General features: G+C 71.5%; 14 protein-coding genes and 1 pseudogene. 9 read left to right on the top strand and 6 right to left on the bottom strand.

All coding sequences use genetic code 11. The annotated features are described in order from the left end of the window. Nucleotides 1-16: 16 nt before the first annotated feature. Nucleotides 17-2089, bottom strand: a pseudogene (locus tag AC507J_RS06955) (bifunctional polysaccharide deacetylase/glycosyltransferase family 2 protein); the annotation flags it as partial. Between the two features lie 105 nt (nucleotides 2090-2194). Between AC507J_RS06955 and AC507J_RS06950 the strand changes: the two are divergent. From AC507J_RS06950 to AC507J_RS06940, 3 genes are all read left to right on the top strand, one after another. Then, nucleotides 2195-2671: a hypothetical protein gene (locus AC507J_RS06950; protein ID WP_496288232.1), complete on the top strand. Its 477-nt coding sequence runs from the start codon at nucleotides 2195-2197 to the stop codon at nucleotides 2669-2671. A gap of 227 nt (nucleotides 2672-2898) precedes the next feature. Next, the gene (gene pta, locus AC507J_RS06945; protein WP_496288231.1) at nucleotides 2899-4995 is read left to right on the top strand and encodes a phosphate acetyltransferase; all 2097 of its coding nucleotides are present in this window, start codon (nucleotides 2899-2901) and stop codon (nucleotides 4993-4995) included. After that, nucleotides 4992-6110 carry an acetate/propionate family kinase gene (locus AC507J_RS06940; protein WP_496288230.1) on the top strand — a complete coding sequence of 373 codons (1119 nt, stop codon included), beginning with the start codon at nucleotides 4992-4994 and terminating at the stop codon, nucleotides 6108-6110. Before pta ends, AC507J_RS06940 begins: the two co-directional genes overlap by 4 nt. A 111-nt stretch (nucleotides 6111-6221) precedes the next feature. On the opposite strand, the gene AC507J_RS06935 is transcribed toward AC507J_RS06940, so the two are convergent. Next, on the bottom strand, nucleotides 6222-6389 hold the full coding sequence (locus AC507J_RS06935; RefSeq protein ID WP_496288229.1) for a hypothetical protein: 168 nt from the start codon (nucleotides 6387-6389) through the stop codon (nucleotides 6222-6224). A 164-nt stretch (nucleotides 6390-6553) separates the two neighbouring features. Here AC507J_RS06935 and AC507J_RS06930 point away from each other — a divergent pair, with 164 nt between their 5' ends. Together AC507J_RS06930 and AC507J_RS06925 are read left to right on the top strand one after the other, a co-directional pair. After that, nucleotides 6554-7408, top strand: coding sequence for an alpha/beta hydrolase family protein (locus tag AC507J_RS06930; protein ID WP_496288367.1), 855 nt, complete (start codon nucleotides 6554-6556; stop codon nucleotides 7406-7408). 159 nt (nucleotides 7409-7567) lie between these two features. Then, a complete protein-coding gene (locus AC507J_RS06925; protein ID WP_496288228.1) occupies nucleotides 7568-8551 on the top strand; it encodes an alpha/beta hydrolase family protein in 984 nt (327 codons plus the stop codon). Between the two features lie 320 nt (nucleotides 8552-8871). Here the strand turns inward: AC507J_RS06925 and AC507J_RS06920 are convergent, their stop codons facing one another. The 3 genes from AC507J_RS06920 to AC507J_RS06910 all read right to left on the bottom strand — a co-directional run bounded on the left by AC507J_RS06920 (nucleotide 8872) and on the right by AC507J_RS06910 (nucleotide 11504). Then, a complete protein-coding gene (locus AC507J_RS06920) occupies nucleotides 8872-9834 on the bottom strand; it encodes a zinc-binding dehydrogenase (RefSeq protein WP_496288227.1) in 963 nt (320 codons plus the stop codon). Nucleotides 9835-9910: 76 nt separating this feature from the next. Next, the gene (locus AC507J_RS06915; protein ID WP_496288226.1) at nucleotides 9911-11089 is read right to left on the bottom strand and encodes an NAD(P)-dependent malic enzyme; all 1179 of its coding nucleotides are present in this window, start codon (nucleotides 11087-11089) and stop codon (nucleotides 9911-9913) included. Between the two features lie 139 nt (nucleotides 11090-11228). Beyond that, entirely contained in the window at nucleotides 11229-11504 is a 276-nt protein-coding gene (locus AC507J_RS06910; RefSeq protein WP_496288366.1) for a S24 family peptidase, read from the bottom strand. A 143-nt stretch (nucleotides 11505-11647) separates the two neighbouring features. Here AC507J_RS06910 and sodN point away from each other — a divergent pair, with 143 nt between their 5' ends. Further along, nucleotides 11648-12052 carry a superoxide dismutase, Ni gene (gene sodN, locus AC507J_RS06905; RefSeq protein ID WP_111245248.1) on the top strand — a complete coding sequence of 135 codons (405 nt, stop codon included), beginning with the start codon at nucleotides 11648-11650 and terminating at the stop codon, nucleotides 12050-12052. Nucleotides 12053-12154: 102 nt separating this feature from the next. Beyond that, on the top strand, nucleotides 12155-12562 hold the full coding sequence (locus tag AC507J_RS06900; RefSeq protein WP_496288225.1) for an ATP-binding protein: 408 nt from the start codon (nucleotides 12155-12157) through the stop codon (nucleotides 12560-12562). Between the two features lie 7 nt (nucleotides 12563-12569). Here the strand turns inward: AC507J_RS06900 and AC507J_RS06895 are convergent, their stop codons facing one another. Then, on the bottom strand, nucleotides 12570-12959 hold the full coding sequence (locus AC507J_RS06895) for a hypothetical protein (RefSeq protein WP_496288224.1): 390 nt from the start codon (nucleotides 12957-12959) through the stop codon (nucleotides 12570-12572). A 42-nt stretch (nucleotides 12960-13001) separates the two neighbouring features. Here AC507J_RS06895 and AC507J_RS06890 point away from each other — a divergent pair, with 42 nt between their 5' ends. Beyond that, the gene (locus tag AC507J_RS06890; protein ID WP_496288223.1) at nucleotides 13002-13946 is read left to right on the top strand and encodes a diacylglycerol/lipid kinase family protein; all 945 of its coding nucleotides are present in this window, start codon (nucleotides 13002-13004) and stop codon (nucleotides 13944-13946) included. A gap of 444 nt (nucleotides 13947-14390) precedes the next feature. Next, nucleotides 14391-14648 carry a WhiB family transcriptional regulator gene (locus tag AC507J_RS06885; protein ID WP_007072794.1) on the top strand — a complete coding sequence of 86 codons (258 nt, stop codon included), beginning with the start codon at nucleotides 14391-14393 and terminating at the stop codon, nucleotides 14646-14648. Nucleotides 14649-14729 lie beyond the last annotated feature (81 nt).

Here is a 14729-nt window from a genome sequence, read left to right as displayed (position 1 = left end):
GACCGCCCGGCTCCAGCCCGGTACGTTTCAGCTTCTGCCAGCCCAGCCGGCCGCCGGTCAGCGCGGTGACCACCGACTGGAGCAGCACCAGGTACATCAGTTGGCGGTAGACGAACTGCTGCAACGGCAGCACCCAGAGGACGCCGAGCTTCTCCCTGTCGAGGCGGAACGCCACGATCGCGGTGAGGAACTGCAACCCCAGCATGGCCAGCCAGGCCAACGCCGTCTCGGTCCGGTCCAGGAAGATCAGGCCGTAGATGGCGAGCAGGTCGATGACCGGCGCGGTGATCGGCAGCAGCACCCCGAACAGGGTCAGGAACGCCAGGCAGCGCCGGCTGAACCGGCCGGAGGCACCCTTGTCGAGCACCGAGCGACGGTGCTTCCACATCGCCTGCATGGTGCCGTAGCTCCACCGGTACCGCTGCTTCCACAGCTGCCCGATGCTGGTCGGCGCCTCGGTCCAGGCGCGGGCGCCCTCCTCGTACACCACCTTCCAGCCGGCCCGGCCCAGCGCCATTGTGACGTCCGTGTCCTCGGCCAGGGTGTCGTCGGTCATCCCGCCGGCATACGCCAGCGCCTCGCGGCGGAACGCGCCGATCGCGCCGGGGATGGTGGGCATGCAGCGCAGCGTCTCGTAGAGCCGGCGGTCGAGGTTGAAGCCGATCACGTACTCGATGTGCTGCCACTTGGCGATCATGCTGCGCCGGTTGCCCACCTTGACGTTGCCGGCGACCGCGCCCACCTGCGGATCGCCGAAGGGCTGGACCAGGCGACGGACCGAGTCGGGTTCGAAGACGGTGTCCCCGTCGACCATCACGATCAGGTCGTGCCGGGCCAGGGCGATACCGGTGTTCAGCGCGCTCGGCTTGCCGCCGTTGGGTTTGCGGACCACGCGTACGTTCGGCAGGTTGAGTCCGGCGACGATGTCGGCGGTGCCGTCGGTCGAACCGTCGTCGACCACCACCACCTCGATCCCGCCCGGGTGGTCGCCGGTGGCGAGCGAGCGGACCGCGGCGGCGATCCCCTCCTTCTCGTTGTACGCGGGCACGATCACCGAGACCGGCTCGGTGACCGGCGGCCCCCAGGCGAAGTCCCGGCGGCGTCGCTTGCGGGCGTGCCGGAGCGCCAGCACGAACAGCAGCAGGGTACGCCCGATGGTGAGCACCCCGACGAGGACGAAGAGCACACCGAAGAGGACGAAGGTGCCGTCGGCGGCGCGGACCGCCATGATCAGCATCTGGCCGCGCCAGCGCTCGCCGGGCGTCGCCTCGACCGGACCGGCCGTGGTGCCGGTGACACCGGCCTCGGCAAGCGCCTGGTTCAGCCCACCGCTGACCGTGGTGAAGGTGTACCCCCGCTCCTTCATCAGCGGGATGTACCGGTCCAACGCCTCGACGGTCTGCGAGCGGTCGCCGCCGGAGTCGTGCCAGAGCGTGATCGCGCCGGAGTAGCCCGGTGGGATGGTCCGCTCGATCATCCCGTCCGGCCCCTGCCGTTCCCAGTCCCGGCTGTCCAGGTCGTTGACCACGCTGAGGTAGCCGAGCTCACCGGCCTGTTGCAGCAGTGGCCAGTCCTGGTCGACGAAGGCGTCCGACCGCGACGAGTACGGGAAGCGCAGCAGGTTGGTCCGGATGCCGGTGGCCCCGGCGATGGCGAGCTGGGTCTGGGTGTACTCCATCCGCCGCTGCCAACCGGGGATCTCGGTGAGGTGCGGGTGGGTGAAGGTGTGCACGCCGAGTTCGTGTCCCTTGGCGGCCAGCTCGCGGACCAGGTCGGGGCTGCGCACCACCTGGTTGCCGAGGACGAAGAAGGTGCCCGGCACCTGGTGCTTCTCCAGCACCGCCAGCACGGCCGGGGTCCACTGCGGGTCCGGGCCGTCGTCGAAGGTGAGCACGACGGTCCGCGCCGGCAGCCGGTACGACTGCGGGCGCTCGGCGGTGGTGTTGATGATCGGGCCGCCTTCGAGGATCTCGTCGGGGACCTCGTACTGGCCGCTGCCGATGGTGTTCTCCGCCCGGTAGTCGGGGATGAACGAGCCGTTGGCGTACGCCTGGACGAAGAGGATGCCACCGAGCAGAACGAAGATCATCGCGTAGATCGTCCAGCTTGGACGGGGTACGAGTCGCCGGGCCCGCGCCGCCGGGCCGGGTCGGGTCCGCTGCCGCGGCCGGTCGGGGGTACGGGAGGGGGCCTGGTGTCCCGGTCGGCCGGGCTGGTGCGGGTGGCTCATCAGGGGGCGGTTGCCTCACTCGGTGGATCCGGTGGCGATGACGGCGACGCGGAGGGCGGCGGGCTGTTCGAGGGCGGCTCGCTGGCCGGCGGGGCACTGCGGGAAGGCGAGCGGGAGGGACTGCGCGACGGCGTGGCGCTGGGTACGGCGCTGCTCGTCGGCACCGCCGTCGGTGAGGGGCTCGGGGAAGGGCTGGTGGAGGTCGCACGGGTGGTGGGTGTGGTGGAGGAAGTAGGCGCGGGGCGCTGCGGGGTGACCGAGGTGGGCGACGGGGTGGCCGTAACCGACGGTGAGGGTGTGGCCGCGGTGGAGGCGGGCGGCGGCTCCCAGGTCTCGGTGGGCTCGACGAAGGGGATGATCGTCTCCGGGCGGACCGGACCGCCGGCGAAGCTGACGCCGACCATCGCCGTGTATGCCACTCCCGCCGCTCCGAGGAAGTAGGCGGCCCGGCGCAGCCACCGCCGTCGGCGGCCAGTCGGATCGACGAAGACGGGGGGTGGTTCCGGCGCGACAGGAATGATCTGTGTTGGTCCCTCCACCCACGTGATTCTAAACGTGAATGGTCTTCACCTTCTCGCTCACGTGTCCCATCTGACATGCGGAAACGGGGCTTCTCACCCCGAGTTGGTTGTCGAGCCACAACCAACCGGACCGAGTAGGTTGGCCGCATGGCCCGCAGCGTCTACCTCACCAGCGTGGGATCCGGCGGCGGAAAGTCGACGATCGCACTCGGCCTCGCCGAGTTGCTCTCCCGACAGGTCGAGCGGATCGGCGTGTTCCGACCCCTGGTCCCGTCCACCGGCCCAGATCACATCCTTGCCCTGCTCAGCGACCGGTACCGCGTGGACGTTACAGCCTCTGACCTGGCCGGAGCCACATATGCCGAGGCCACGGCCCTGGTCTCCGACGGACGGCGGGAAGAATTGATCTCCCGGGTGGTCCAGCGCTACCGAAGGGTCGAGCGGCAGTGCCCGGCCGTCGTGGTGGTGGGTAGCGACTTCGCCGATGCCGGCGACGGCGCGGCCCCACGTGAGCTGGCCTTCAACGCCCGGCTCGCGAACGAGTTCGGCAGCGTGGTGGTGCCGGTCGTGGACGGGCAGGGCCAGTCACCGGAGGCGATCGCGGCGGCGGCCCGTGGCGCGTACCACGATCTCGTGGACCTCGGTGCGACGGTGCTGGCGGTGATCGCCAACCGGGTGCCCGAACCGATGACCCTGCCCGACCTGCCGGTGCCCGCGTACGCGATCCCGGAGGTGCCGACCGTGTCGGCGCCGACGGTGGCCGAGGTGGCCGCCGCGCTCGGCGCGACGCTGCTCGCCGGCGACGAGGCGGCACTCGGCCGCGACGTGCTCGACTACGTGGTCGGCGCGGCGCACGTGCCGACCCTGCTGGAACACCTGACCGACGGCTGCCTGGTGATCACCCCCGGCGACCGGGACGACCTGCTGGTGGCGGCGAGCGCCGCACACGTCGCCGGACAGGTCTCGGTGGCCGGACTGGTCCTAACTCTCGGTGAGCAGCCGGATCCTCGGGCACTGCGGCTCTTCGAGGGGCTGAACACCGGGCTCGCGGTGCTCAGCGTGGCCAGCGACAGCTACGACACGGTGGCCGCGTCCAGCCGTATCGAGGGGCGGCCCAGCGCGGCCAACGCCCGCAAGGTGGAGGCCGCGCTCGGCGCGTTCGAGGCCAATGTGGACACCGATGATCTGGCCCGCCGGCTCGCGGTCAGCCGCTCACCGCGGGTAACCCCGATGATGTTCGAGTACGACCTGATCGACCGTGCCCGCGCCCAGCGCCGCCACCTGGTCCTCCCGGAGGGCACCGAGGAGCGGATCCTGCGCGCCACGGAGATCCTGCTCCGTCGAGGCGTGGCCGACCTCACCCTGCTCGGCGACCCGGACAGCGTGGCGCGGCGGACCCGGGAACTCGGCGTCGACATCACCGGTGCGACAGTTGTCGATCCGGCGACCAGCCCGTGGCGGTCGGAGTTCGCCGAGACGTACGCGAAGCTCCGCGCCCACCGGGGCGTCACCGCCGAGCTGGCGTACGACATCGTCGCGCAACCGAACTACTTCGGCACGATGATGGTGTCGGCCGGCCACGCCGACGGCATGGTCTCCGGCGCCACCCACACCACCGCGGCGACCATCCGCCCCGCCTTCGAGATCGTGAAGACCGTGCCGGAGGTCTCGGTCGCCTCCAGCGTCTTCTTCATGCTGCTCGCCGACCGGGTGCTGGTGTACGGCGACTGCGCGGTCAACCGCGACCCGGACGCCGCCCAGCTCGCCGACATCGCGATCTCCTCGGCCGACACCGCGGCCCGGTTCGGCATCGAACCCCGGGTGGCCATGCTCTCCTACTCGACCGGCAGTTCGGGCGCGGGTGCCGACGTGGAGAAGGTCGCGGCGGCCACCGCGCTGGTCCGCCAGCGCCGGCCCGAACTGGCCGTGGAGGGGCCGATCCAGTACGACGCGGCCATCGACCCGGCCGTGGCGGCGACGAAGCTGCCCGGCAGCGCGGTCGCCGGCCGGGCCACGGTCTTCATCTTTCCGGACCTGAACACGGGCAACAACACGTACAAGGCGGTGCAGCGCTCGGCCGGGGCGGTGGCCGTCGGGCCGGTGATGCAGGGCCTGCGCCGGCCGGTAAACGATCTTTCCCGAGGAGCGACCGTGCCGGACATCGTGAACACCGTGGCGATCACCGCCATCCAGGCCGCCGCGGGTGCCACCGCGTCGGTTCCCGGGGACGGGGTGGCGCGGTGAGCAAGGTGCTCGTGCTCAACTGCGGTTCGTCGTCGGTGAAGTACCGGCTCTACGACGGTGAACGGGTACTGGACCGGGGCACCGTCGAGCGGATCGGCGAACCGGACGGCGGGCCGCCCGACCACGCCGGCGCGGTACGCCAGATCCTGGCCGGTCTGGACCTGACCGGGCTGACCGCGGTGGGGCACCGGGTGGTGCACGGCGGCCGGCGGTTCACCGCGCCGACGCTTGTGGACGACGCGGTACTGGCCGCCATCGCCGACCTGGTGCCGCTCGCCCCGCTGCACAATCCGGCCAATCTCGCCGGCATCGCGGTGGCCCGGGAGGCGCTGCCGGACGTGGCACAGGTCGCCGTCTTCGACACGGCGTTCCACCACACGCTGCCCGAATCCATCGCCACGTACGCGATCGACCGGGAGGTCGCGGAGCGCTACGGCATCCGGCGGTACGGCTTCCACGGCACCTCGCACGGGTACGTCTCCCGCCGCGCGGCGGAACTGCTGGAGCGCCCGTACGCCGAGGTCAACACGATCAGCCTGCACCTGGGCAACGGTGCCAGCGCCTGCGCGGTCGCCGGTGGGCGCAGCATCGCCACCTCGATGGGGATGTCCCCGCTGGAGGGGTTGGTGATGGGCACCCGCAGCGGCGACCTGGACCCGACAATCGTGTTCCACCTGCGCCGCGAGGGCGGACTGGGCGTGGACGAGATCGACGACCTGCTCAACCATCGCAGCGGCCTGCTCGGACTGACCGGCGTCAACGACATGCGCGAGGTGCTGGCCCGGCGGGCGGCCGGAGATCCGGCGGCGGCACTCGCCTTCGACGTGTACTGCCGACGGATCACCGGTTACGTGGGCGCGTACTACGCCCTGCTCGGCCGGGTGGACGCGATCGCCTTCACCGCCGGCGTCGGCGAGCACGCGGCACCGGTGCGGGAGGCCGCGCTGGCCGGGCTCGACCGGCTGGGCATCGCCGTCGACCCGGGACGCAACGCGGGCAGCGGCGACCGGTTCATCTCGCCGGACGGCGCCGAGGTGGCGGTCTGCGTCATCGGCACCGACGAGGAGCGGGAGATCGCCCGCGCGGCCAGAGCGGTGGTCGACGCGGCCGGCTGAGCAGCGAGCCAGGTGACACCGCCGGCTGAGCAGCGGGCCAGGTCATGCGCCCGGGCGGCCGAGCCGGTTGATCAGCGACCACGGCACGCGCCGGGCAAGCGAGCCGGTTGATCAGCCGAGGGCGAGCCAGCCGGCGAGCGCGACCAGCAGCACCGCGACCACGGCCGCCCCGACGATCAAGGGAGTCCGCGAGGCGGGCTGGGCCGGGGCGTCCCCGGTGTTGGCGAAGGCGCGGAACGCCTCGGTGTTGCCGCTCGGGTCGGTGTAGTTCTCAGCCATGCGCGTGACCCTAGCGAAGCCGGTCCAGCCAGCTTGCCCCGCCGCTACGCCGCGCCGGGTGTCGCAGGACACCGGGTAACGGCACCCGGACGGGTGACTCGGGGCCTTACCGTGAGTCCGTGGGAATTCCACGGCGGTGCGTCGCGGCGACGATCGCCCTTCTGATGGCCTGGCTGGCCGGCTGCGCGGCGACCGGCGACCTGGCTGGCCAGTTGGCGCCGACCGGGGCTGCACCCCGACTCCAGTACACGGTGGGTGTCCGGACATTCGTGGTCGATCCCGGCTCGGCGCGCCCCCTGCCGGTGACCCTCTGGTACCCGGCGCAGGGCAGCCGGGTGGCCGACGGGCGGTTCCCGGTGGTGCTCTACAGCCACGGCCTGGCCAGCCTGCCCGAGCTGCACTCCGGGCTGACCGCCCGGTGGGCCGCCGCCGGTTTCGTGGTGGCCGCTCCCGAATATCCGCACACCAGACGCGGCGCGGCCCGCTTCTCCCGCGCCGACGTACGTCACCAGCCGGCCGACGGATGGCGGGTGATCCGGCACCTGGTCCGGCTCGACCGCCGGGCCGGTGACCCCCTCGCCGGCCATCTCGACGTGCGGCACATGGCCGCCGCCGGCCACTCGGCGGGCGGTTTCACCACGGCCGGAATGTTCACCAGCGGGCACCCGGCCCGGCTGCGCGCCGGCATCGTGATCGCCGGCGGCGGGATGGCGGGCAGCTTCGCGGGGCCGACCGCACCCATACTCTTCGTGCACGGCACCGCCGACTCGGTGGTACCACTGAGCGTCGGCCGGGCCGCCTACCGCCGTACGCCCGGACCGGCCTGCTTTCTCAGCCTGCTGGGTCAGGGGCACGGCGAGTACCTGGTCCCGGGCCGCCCCGGGTTCGCCCAGGTGCTCGGCGCCACCACCGACTTCCTCCGCTGGACCCTCTACGGCGATCCCGAGGCCGGCCGCCGCCTCCCCATCCGCGCCCTGCTCCCCAACGTAACCACCTTCGAAACCCGCCCCGCCCGCTAACCCCACCCCACCCCACCCCCACCCCCACCCCACTTACGCGATCTTGCACTTTCCGCCTCGACAATCCTTACCAAAAGGGACTTTTCGTCGACCGAAAGTGCAAGATCAACGCGGTAGGGGATGCGGATGGCGGCGGCGGGGCAGGGCACAATCGGAATCATGTCGCGCCGTGCCACCTCCGCCCTGCTCGCCAGCACGCTGTTCGCCAGCGCACTGGTCGGCTGCTCCACCGACTCCGGACCCGCCCCGCAGGCGACCCCCGCCACACCGGCGCCGACCTCAGCCGCGCCGCAGGCGAGCGGATCGGCACCGGCGATACCAGCCGGTAGCGCGCCGGAACGCCAGTTCGCGGTCGGCGTACGGCAGCTGAAGCTGAACCGCGACGGCGACCGGGCGCTACCGGTGACGGTCTGGTACCCGGCGGCCGGCCGGGCCGGTGCAGAGCCGACGGCCTCGGCCGACGCCGCGACCGGCAGGTTTCCGGTGGTCATGTTCAGCCATGGTCTGGGTGGCCGGCCCGCCGACTACGCGGAGCTGCTGACCCGCTGGGCGGCGGCGGGTTTCGTGGTGGCCGCGCCGACCTTCCCGCACACCTCCCGGTCCAGCGACCAGAACGTGCTCGACGTGCTCAACCAGCCCGCCGACGTGTCGTACGCGTTGACCCAGCTGCTCGCCCTCGACACCCGCGACGGCGACCCGCTGCGCGGGCGGCTCGCCGCCGACCGGGTGGCCGCCGCCGGGCACTCGGCCGGCGGGGTGACCACCATCGGGCTGTTCACCACCGGCCGCGACGAGCGACTGGCCGCCGGGATCGTCTTCGCCGGCACCGCCCTCGGGGTGGGCACCGCGTTCGCCGGCGCCGCGGCACCGCAACTCTTCGTGCACGGCGAGGCCGACGAGGTGGTGCAGTACGCCTCCGGCAAGGCCGTCTACGACAAGGTGCCCTGGCCGAAGGCGATGCTGAGCCTGCCCAAGGGCGACCACGGCCGCGCGCTGCTCAGCGATGGCCCCGCCCTGCGGGTGGTGGCCGACACCACAATCGAGTTCCTCCGCTGGACCCTCTACGGCGACGCCGAAGCCCGGGACCGCATCCCCGCCGCCGGCACCCGCGGCGACATCGCCACCCTCGACAACCACTTGTAGGTGTAAGGAAGGGCCCTCTTTTAACGCCTCGTGTATAGCAAGGGCCCCTTCTTAACACTCCGATCAGCCGGCACGCAGCGCACGCTGCGGGCAGGCCGGCACACCCCGAACACAGCCGGCACGCAGCGCACGCTGCCGGCACGCTGCGGGCAGGCCGGCACACCCCGATCAGCCGGCACGCAGCGCACGCTGCGGGCAGGCCGGCACACCCCGAACACAGCCGGCACGCAGCGCACGCGGCCGGCAGCGCCGGCACGCTCCGATCGGCCGGCACGCCCCGATCGGCCGGCTGGCTCCGACACAGCCGGCAATGCTCCGGCTTACCGCGTGTGGTCGATCACGACCTTGCCGAAGACCTCGCCGGAGTGCAGGCGGGCGAAGGCGTCCGCCACCCGGCTGAACGGCACCACGCTGTCCACCACCGGCCGCACGCCCCGCTCGGCGCAGAACGTCAGCAGGTCGGTCAGCTCCCCCGGCGTACCCATCGAGGTGCCCAGGATCTCCAGCTGCATCGCGAAGACCCGGCGCAGGTTCACCTTGGGCTCGTGCCCGGCCGTCGCCCCGGAGACCACGATCCGGGCCCCGGGCGCGGCGGACTTCAGCGAGTGGTCGAAGGTGGCCGCGCCGACGGTCTCGACCACCACGTCGACCCGCTCGGGTAGCCGCGCGCCGGGCTCGACCGCGGTCGCACCCAGCTCGGCGATCCGTTCCCGTTTGACCGCGTCCCGGCTGGTCGCGTACACCCGCTTGCCCATCGCCACGGCCAGCGCCACCGCCGCGGTGGCCACGCCGCCGCCGGCGCCCTGGACCAGCACGGCGTCGGCGCTGTCGACGCGGCCCTTGGTGGTGAGCATGCGCCACGCGGTCAGCCAGGCGGTCGGCAGGCACGCCGCGTCGGTCGCCGCCAGGCCCGCCGGCAGCGGCAGCAGATTCGATCGGGGTACGGCCACCCGCTCGGCCAGGGTGCCCGGAAAGTGCTCGGAGAGGATCGAGACGCCGCGCGGGTCGCCCGGGGTGGCCACCACCGGGTAGACGACCACCTCGTTGCCGTCGGGGTCCACCCCGGTCGCGTCGCAGCCGAGGATCATCGGCAGCTGTTCGGTGCGGAGCCCCACGCCGCGCAGCGACCAGAGATCGTGATGGTTGAGCGAGCTGGCCGTGATGCGCAGGATCACCCAGTCGTCGTCGGGCAGACTCGGCTCGGGTTGCTCACCGACGGTGAGCGCGGCGAGCGGATCGGCGTCGTCCAGGCGGGAGGCAAAGGCGGCACGCATGATCCGCACGGTAACAAGCTGAGCGGGCGTTAAGAAGGGGCCCTTCCTATACACGAGGCGTTAATAGGGGGCCCCTCCTTACACCTCAGGCGCGGGCGACGCCGTCGCGGCGGGCGGCCTCGGCGACCGCTTCGGCGACAGCCGGGGCGACCCGTGGGTCGAGTGGGGAGGGCACGATCGCCTCCGGGGTCAGCGACTCGGCCACCACGGCGGCGATGGCGTCGGCCGCCGCGACCTTCATGGCGTCGGTGACCCGGGTGGCGCGGGCCGCCAGCGCGCCCCGGAACACGCCGGGGAAGGCCAGCACGTTGTTGATCTGGTTCGGGAAGTCGCTGCGGCCGGTGGCGACCACCGCGACGTGCCGCCCGGCCACCTCCGGGTGCACCTCGGGGGTGGGGTTGGCCAGCGCGAAGACGATTCCACCGGGGGCCATCCCCGCCACCGCCGACTCGGGGATCTGCCCGCCGGAGACCCCGACCAGGACGTCGGCGTCGCGGAGCGCCTCGGTGATGTCGCCCCGGCGACCGTCGGCGTTTGTGAGTTCGGCCAGCTCCGCCTTTGTGCCGGTCAGGCTGGGCCGGTGGGCGGAGATGATGCCCTGGGAGTCGCAGACCACCACCTGGTCCGGATCCACTCCCCCGGCCACCAGCATCCTGGTCACCGCCACCCCGGCGGCGCCCGCGCCACTGACCGCCACCCGCAACTCGCCGAGTTTGCGGTTGAGGAGGGTGGCGGCGTTGCGCAGCGCGGCCAGCACGACGATCGCGGTGCCGTGCTGGTCGTCGTGGAACACCGGGATGTCCAGCGCCTCGTCGAGCCGGCGCTCCACCTCGAAGCAGCGTGGGGCGCTGATGTCCTCCAGGTTGATCCCGCCGAACGAGGGAGCGAGCGCGGTGACCGTGGCCACGATCTCGTCCACGTCCTGGGTGTCCAGGCAGACCGGTACCGCGTCGACCCCGCCGAACTGCTTGAACAGCACGGCCTTGCCCTCCATCACCGGCAGCGCGGCGCGCGGGCCGATGTTGCCGAGGCCGAGTACGGCCGAGCCGTCGGTGACGACCGCGACGGTGTTCGACGCCCAGGTGTAGTCGTAGGCGAGCGCCGGGTCGGCGGCGATGGCCTCGCAGACCCGGGCCACGCCCGGGGTGTACGCGAGGGAGAGGTCGTCCCGGCTGGTCAGCGGCACCGTCGAGACGACGGCCATCTTGCCGCCCCGGTGCAGTGAGAAGACGGGATCAGCAGGGTCCACGGTGGACGTAGGCATGGTGACTCCAGGATCTGTCGAGCAGCTGGACCGGCCGGTCGGGCGCACGGTGAGGCGGCGAGCGGCGGCACGCGGTGCGGGGGGTCACCCGGGCGTCTCCGAGCATAGTGGGATGGGCGGGGCCACCATGTGAGCAGGGTCATAACGGGCGGGACGGCACCCGACCGGGCCGTGGCCAGTACCGGGCCACCACCCGGCCGACCACGTCGGCCACCCCGTACGCCCGGGAGTCGTCGGTGACCAGGTCGTTGTCCCCGTACAGCCACCAGCCGCCGTCGACGGGACGGACCGCGCGCTTGACCACCAGCAGGTCGGGACGGCTGCGAAAGACCGCCACCACCACGTCGCCGGCACGGACGGCCCGACCACCGCTGCGGACCAGCACCGCGTCGCCGTGCCGCAGCGTGGGCGACATGGACGGACCGGTCACCAGTACGGCCGACAGTGGCCACCGCAGCCGGGGCGCGGACACCGGGTTTCACCTCCAGCGGCCTCGGGGACCAACCTCCAGGAGTAATGTCGTCTTGGATCATCGCAAACTTCCCATGGAGGATCCCGATGCGACTTCCACGCATCCTCGCGCCCCGGGTGACCGCCAGCGCGCACTGTGACCTGCCCTGCGGTGTCTACGACCCCGCCCAGGCTCGGATCGAGGCCGAGTCGGTGAAAATGATCTGTGAGAAGTACCAGGCCAACACCGACCCCGAGTTCCGCACCCGGGCCATCCTGATCAAGGAGCAGCGGGCCGACCTGGTCAAGCACCACCTCTGGGTGCTGTGGACCGACTACTTCAAGCCGCCGCACTTCGAGAAGTACCCGCACCTGCACCAGCTCTTCAACGAGGCCACCAAGCTGGCCGGTGCCGCGGGTGCCAAGGGCGCCACCGACCCGAGCAAGGCCGACGAGCTGCTCCAGAAGATCGACGAGATCTCGAAGATCTTCTGGGAGACCAAGCAGGCGTGACATCGCCGGCCACGGCGGCCGACGCGTCCGGAACCGGGCGCGCCGGCCGCCGGCATGTTTGACCGCCTGAGCGGGTAGAGTCCCCGACCGGGGGGATGAGTGGTGACTCAACTGACCGGCCAGCCAGCGACCGATGACGACGTCGTACACCTCACCGTGCCCGCCGACGGCGGCTATCTCGGCGTGCTCCGCACCGCCACCGCGGGCCTCGCGGCCCGGCTGCAGTTCGCCCTCGACGAGATCGAGGACCTGCGAATCGCCGTCGACGAGGCGTGCGCCATGCTGCTCGCCATCGCCGCCCGAGGGGCCGATCTCGACTGCCGGTTCGCGGTGACCGAGGACGCCCTCACCGTCGAGGTCACCGTGCCGACCGTGCCGGGTGCCAAGCTGCCCGCCGAGTCGTCGTTCGCGTGGAAGGTGCTCACCGCGCTGACCACGTCGGCCTCGGCGAGCGCGGCCGACGGCCGGGCCACAATCGCCCTGCTGACCCGGCGCGCGCCGGGTTGGTGACGTCAGCTCACTCGAAGCCCAGGGCGCGCGTGGTGGGCGGGCTCACCAGCAGCCAGGTGACGCCGACCCCGAGCGCGATCAACGGTACGCCGAGCCAGCCCAGGCCACCCTGGATCATGAACCAACCGATCGGCAGCAGCATGAGCTGGAGCACGATGGCCGGAGCGCGGGCTCCCGCCCGGCGACGCAGCAACGCCCCGCCCAGCGCCCAGAGCGCGGCGGCGGCACCGATGGCGAAGGCCGTGATCAGCAGCGCCGAGGTCAGATCGGTGCTGGTGGCGGTGAAGTCGGCGACGACCAGCCAGGCAGCGACCAGAGCGACGGCGACCGATTCTCCCCGCAACAGCCGGACCGCCCAACGGAGCGTGACGGGGGTCGGGACTGAGTCGATGGCCACGCGGACACGATACCGGTGACGGTCCGGAGTACAGTGCCGCCCATGCGGGCTGTCCTGCTGGTCAATCCGAAGGCCACCACCACCAGTGAACGCGCACGGGACGTGCTGGTCCGCGCGCTACGCAGCGAGGTGGACCTCTCCGTGCGCTACACCCGCCGGCGCGGTCATGCCACCGCCCTGGCTCGGGAGGCCGCCGTCGAGGGGGTCGACGCCGTGGTGACCCTCGGCGGCGACGGCACGGTCAACGAGGTGGTCAACGGGTTGATGACCGCGACCACGGCCGGTGGTCACCCGCCGTCGGCGGAGCGGCTGCCGGCCCTGGCCACCGTGCCGGGCGGCTCGACAAACGTCTTCGCGCGGGCGTTGGGCCTACCCAGGGAGTGGGCGGAGGCCGCCAGCATGATCCTGGAGGGGCTGCGGCTGGGCCGGCACCGGACGATCGGCCTCGGCCGGGCGGACGACCGCTACTTCACGTTCTGCGCCGGCTTCGGGCTCGACGCGGCGGTGATCCACCGGGTCGAGGAGGCCCGTCGCAAGGGTCGGGTTTCCTCGCCGGGGCTCTACTTCCGCGCCTTCACCGCACAGTTCCTGTTCGGCTCCGAACGGCGACACCCGGCGATCGGGCTCGAACAACCGGGCGAGGAGGCGGAGGTCGACCTCTCCACCGTCATCGTCCAGAACACCGCCCCGTGGACCTATGTCGGGGACCGGGAAGCCAACCCGAACCCGGAGGCGTCGTTCGATCTGGGGCTGGATGTGCTGGCCCTCCGCCAGCTAGGCGTCGCCAGTACGACACGTACGGTGACGCAATTGCTCTCCAACACGCCCGACCCGCGAGGTCGTCACGTGCTGCGACTGCACGACGTGGCCGAGTTCACGCTGGTAGCGGGCCGTCCGCAGGCATTCCAGCTCGACGGCGACTATCTTGGCGAGCGGGAAAAAGTCAGATTCACCTCCGTTCCGGCCGCACTCAGAGTAATCTGTTAGGCCTCCGGCATCGCCGGGTAGAGATGAAGCGGTGTGGCCCCCGACACCCGCCTTCGCGACACCCGGGAGTCGTGTCGGAAATGTCAGCGTTGTCCGGCGGACTGTACTATATTGATCATTGGCTGTGATACGGCGGGTAGCCGGAGCGATCCGGAACCCGGACAAATGGGTTGTGGGCTTGCTCACCGCCCGCAGTTTTTCCGAGCGCCACCCTTGACATTGCGTGAGTTCGTGAAAGTATTCACAAGCGAACTTGAGTTACCGGGACATTGCCTGGCGCGCTCAGCAAGCTGAGCTGTTCCAGCAGGTCCCGGGAGCAACCAGCCTGCTCACGCAGTGCCGAATTGACGGATGCAAACCGTCACCATCGGCATTGCGGATGCATATAGGAAAAGCACTAACAGCAACATCTGCCACCCATCCAGAATGAGGAGTGTTGCCGCCATGGACTGGCGCCACCATGCTGTCTGCCGCGACGAGGACCCGGAGCTGTTCTTCCCGATTGGGACGTCCGGTCCGGCTCTCCTTCAGGTCGAGCAGGCCAAGGCCGTCTGCCGGCGCTGCTCCGTGACCGACCAGTGCCTGCAGTGGGCGCTGGAGTCCGGTCAGGACGCTGGCGTCTGGGGCGGGATGAGCGAGGAGGAGCGGCGCGCTGTCAAGCGTCGCGGTGGCCTCCGGGTGCTGCGCGCTCACTCCGCCTGACCACAACCGCACCGAAGCGACACGCCCCGGCTGGCACCGCCCGCCGGGGCGTTTTGCTGTCCCGATCCGACGACGCACCGT

Source organism: Micromonospora sp. PRAS1 (genome assembly GCF_059553435.1).
This window is presented reverse-complemented; position numbering and strand designations above follow the sequence as displayed.

Bases quoted from the DNA above. Each gene is read 5' to 3' on its own strand.
- pta (WP_496288231.1), top strand. From the start codon at position 2,899: ATGGCCCGCAGCGTCTACCTCACCAGCGTGGGATCCGGCGGCGGAAAG.
- AC507J_RS06935 (WP_496288229.1), bottom strand. From the start codon at position 6,389: ATGGCTGAGAACTACACCGACCCGAGCGGCAACACCGAGGCGTTCCGC.
- AC507J_RS06930 (WP_496288367.1), top strand. From the start codon at position 6,554: ATGGCCTGGCTGGCCGGCTGCGCGGCGACCGGCGACCTGGCTGGCCAG.
- AC507J_RS06925 (WP_496288228.1), top strand. From the start codon at position 7,568: ATGTCGCGCCGTGCCACCTCCGCCCTGCTCGCCAGCACGCTGTTCGCC.
- AC507J_RS06915 (WP_496288226.1), bottom strand. From the start codon at position 11,089: ATGCCTACGTCCACCGTGGACCCTGCTGATCCCGTCTTCTCACTGCAC.
- AC507J_RS06910 (WP_496288366.1), bottom strand. From the start codon at position 11,504: ATGTCGCCCACGCTGCGGCACGGCGACGCGGTGCTGGTCCGCAGCGGT.
- sodN (WP_111245248.1), top strand. From the start codon at position 11,648: ATGCGACTTCCACGCATCCTCGCGCCCCGGGTGACCGCCAGCGCGCAC.
- AC507J_RS06890 (WP_496288223.1), top strand. From the start codon at position 13,002: ATGCGGGCTGTCCTGCTGGTCAATCCGAAGGCCACCACCACCAGTGAA.
- AC507J_RS06885 (WP_007072794.1), top strand. From the start codon at position 14,391: ATGGACTGGCGCCACCATGCTGTCTGCCGCGACGAGGACCCGGAGCTG.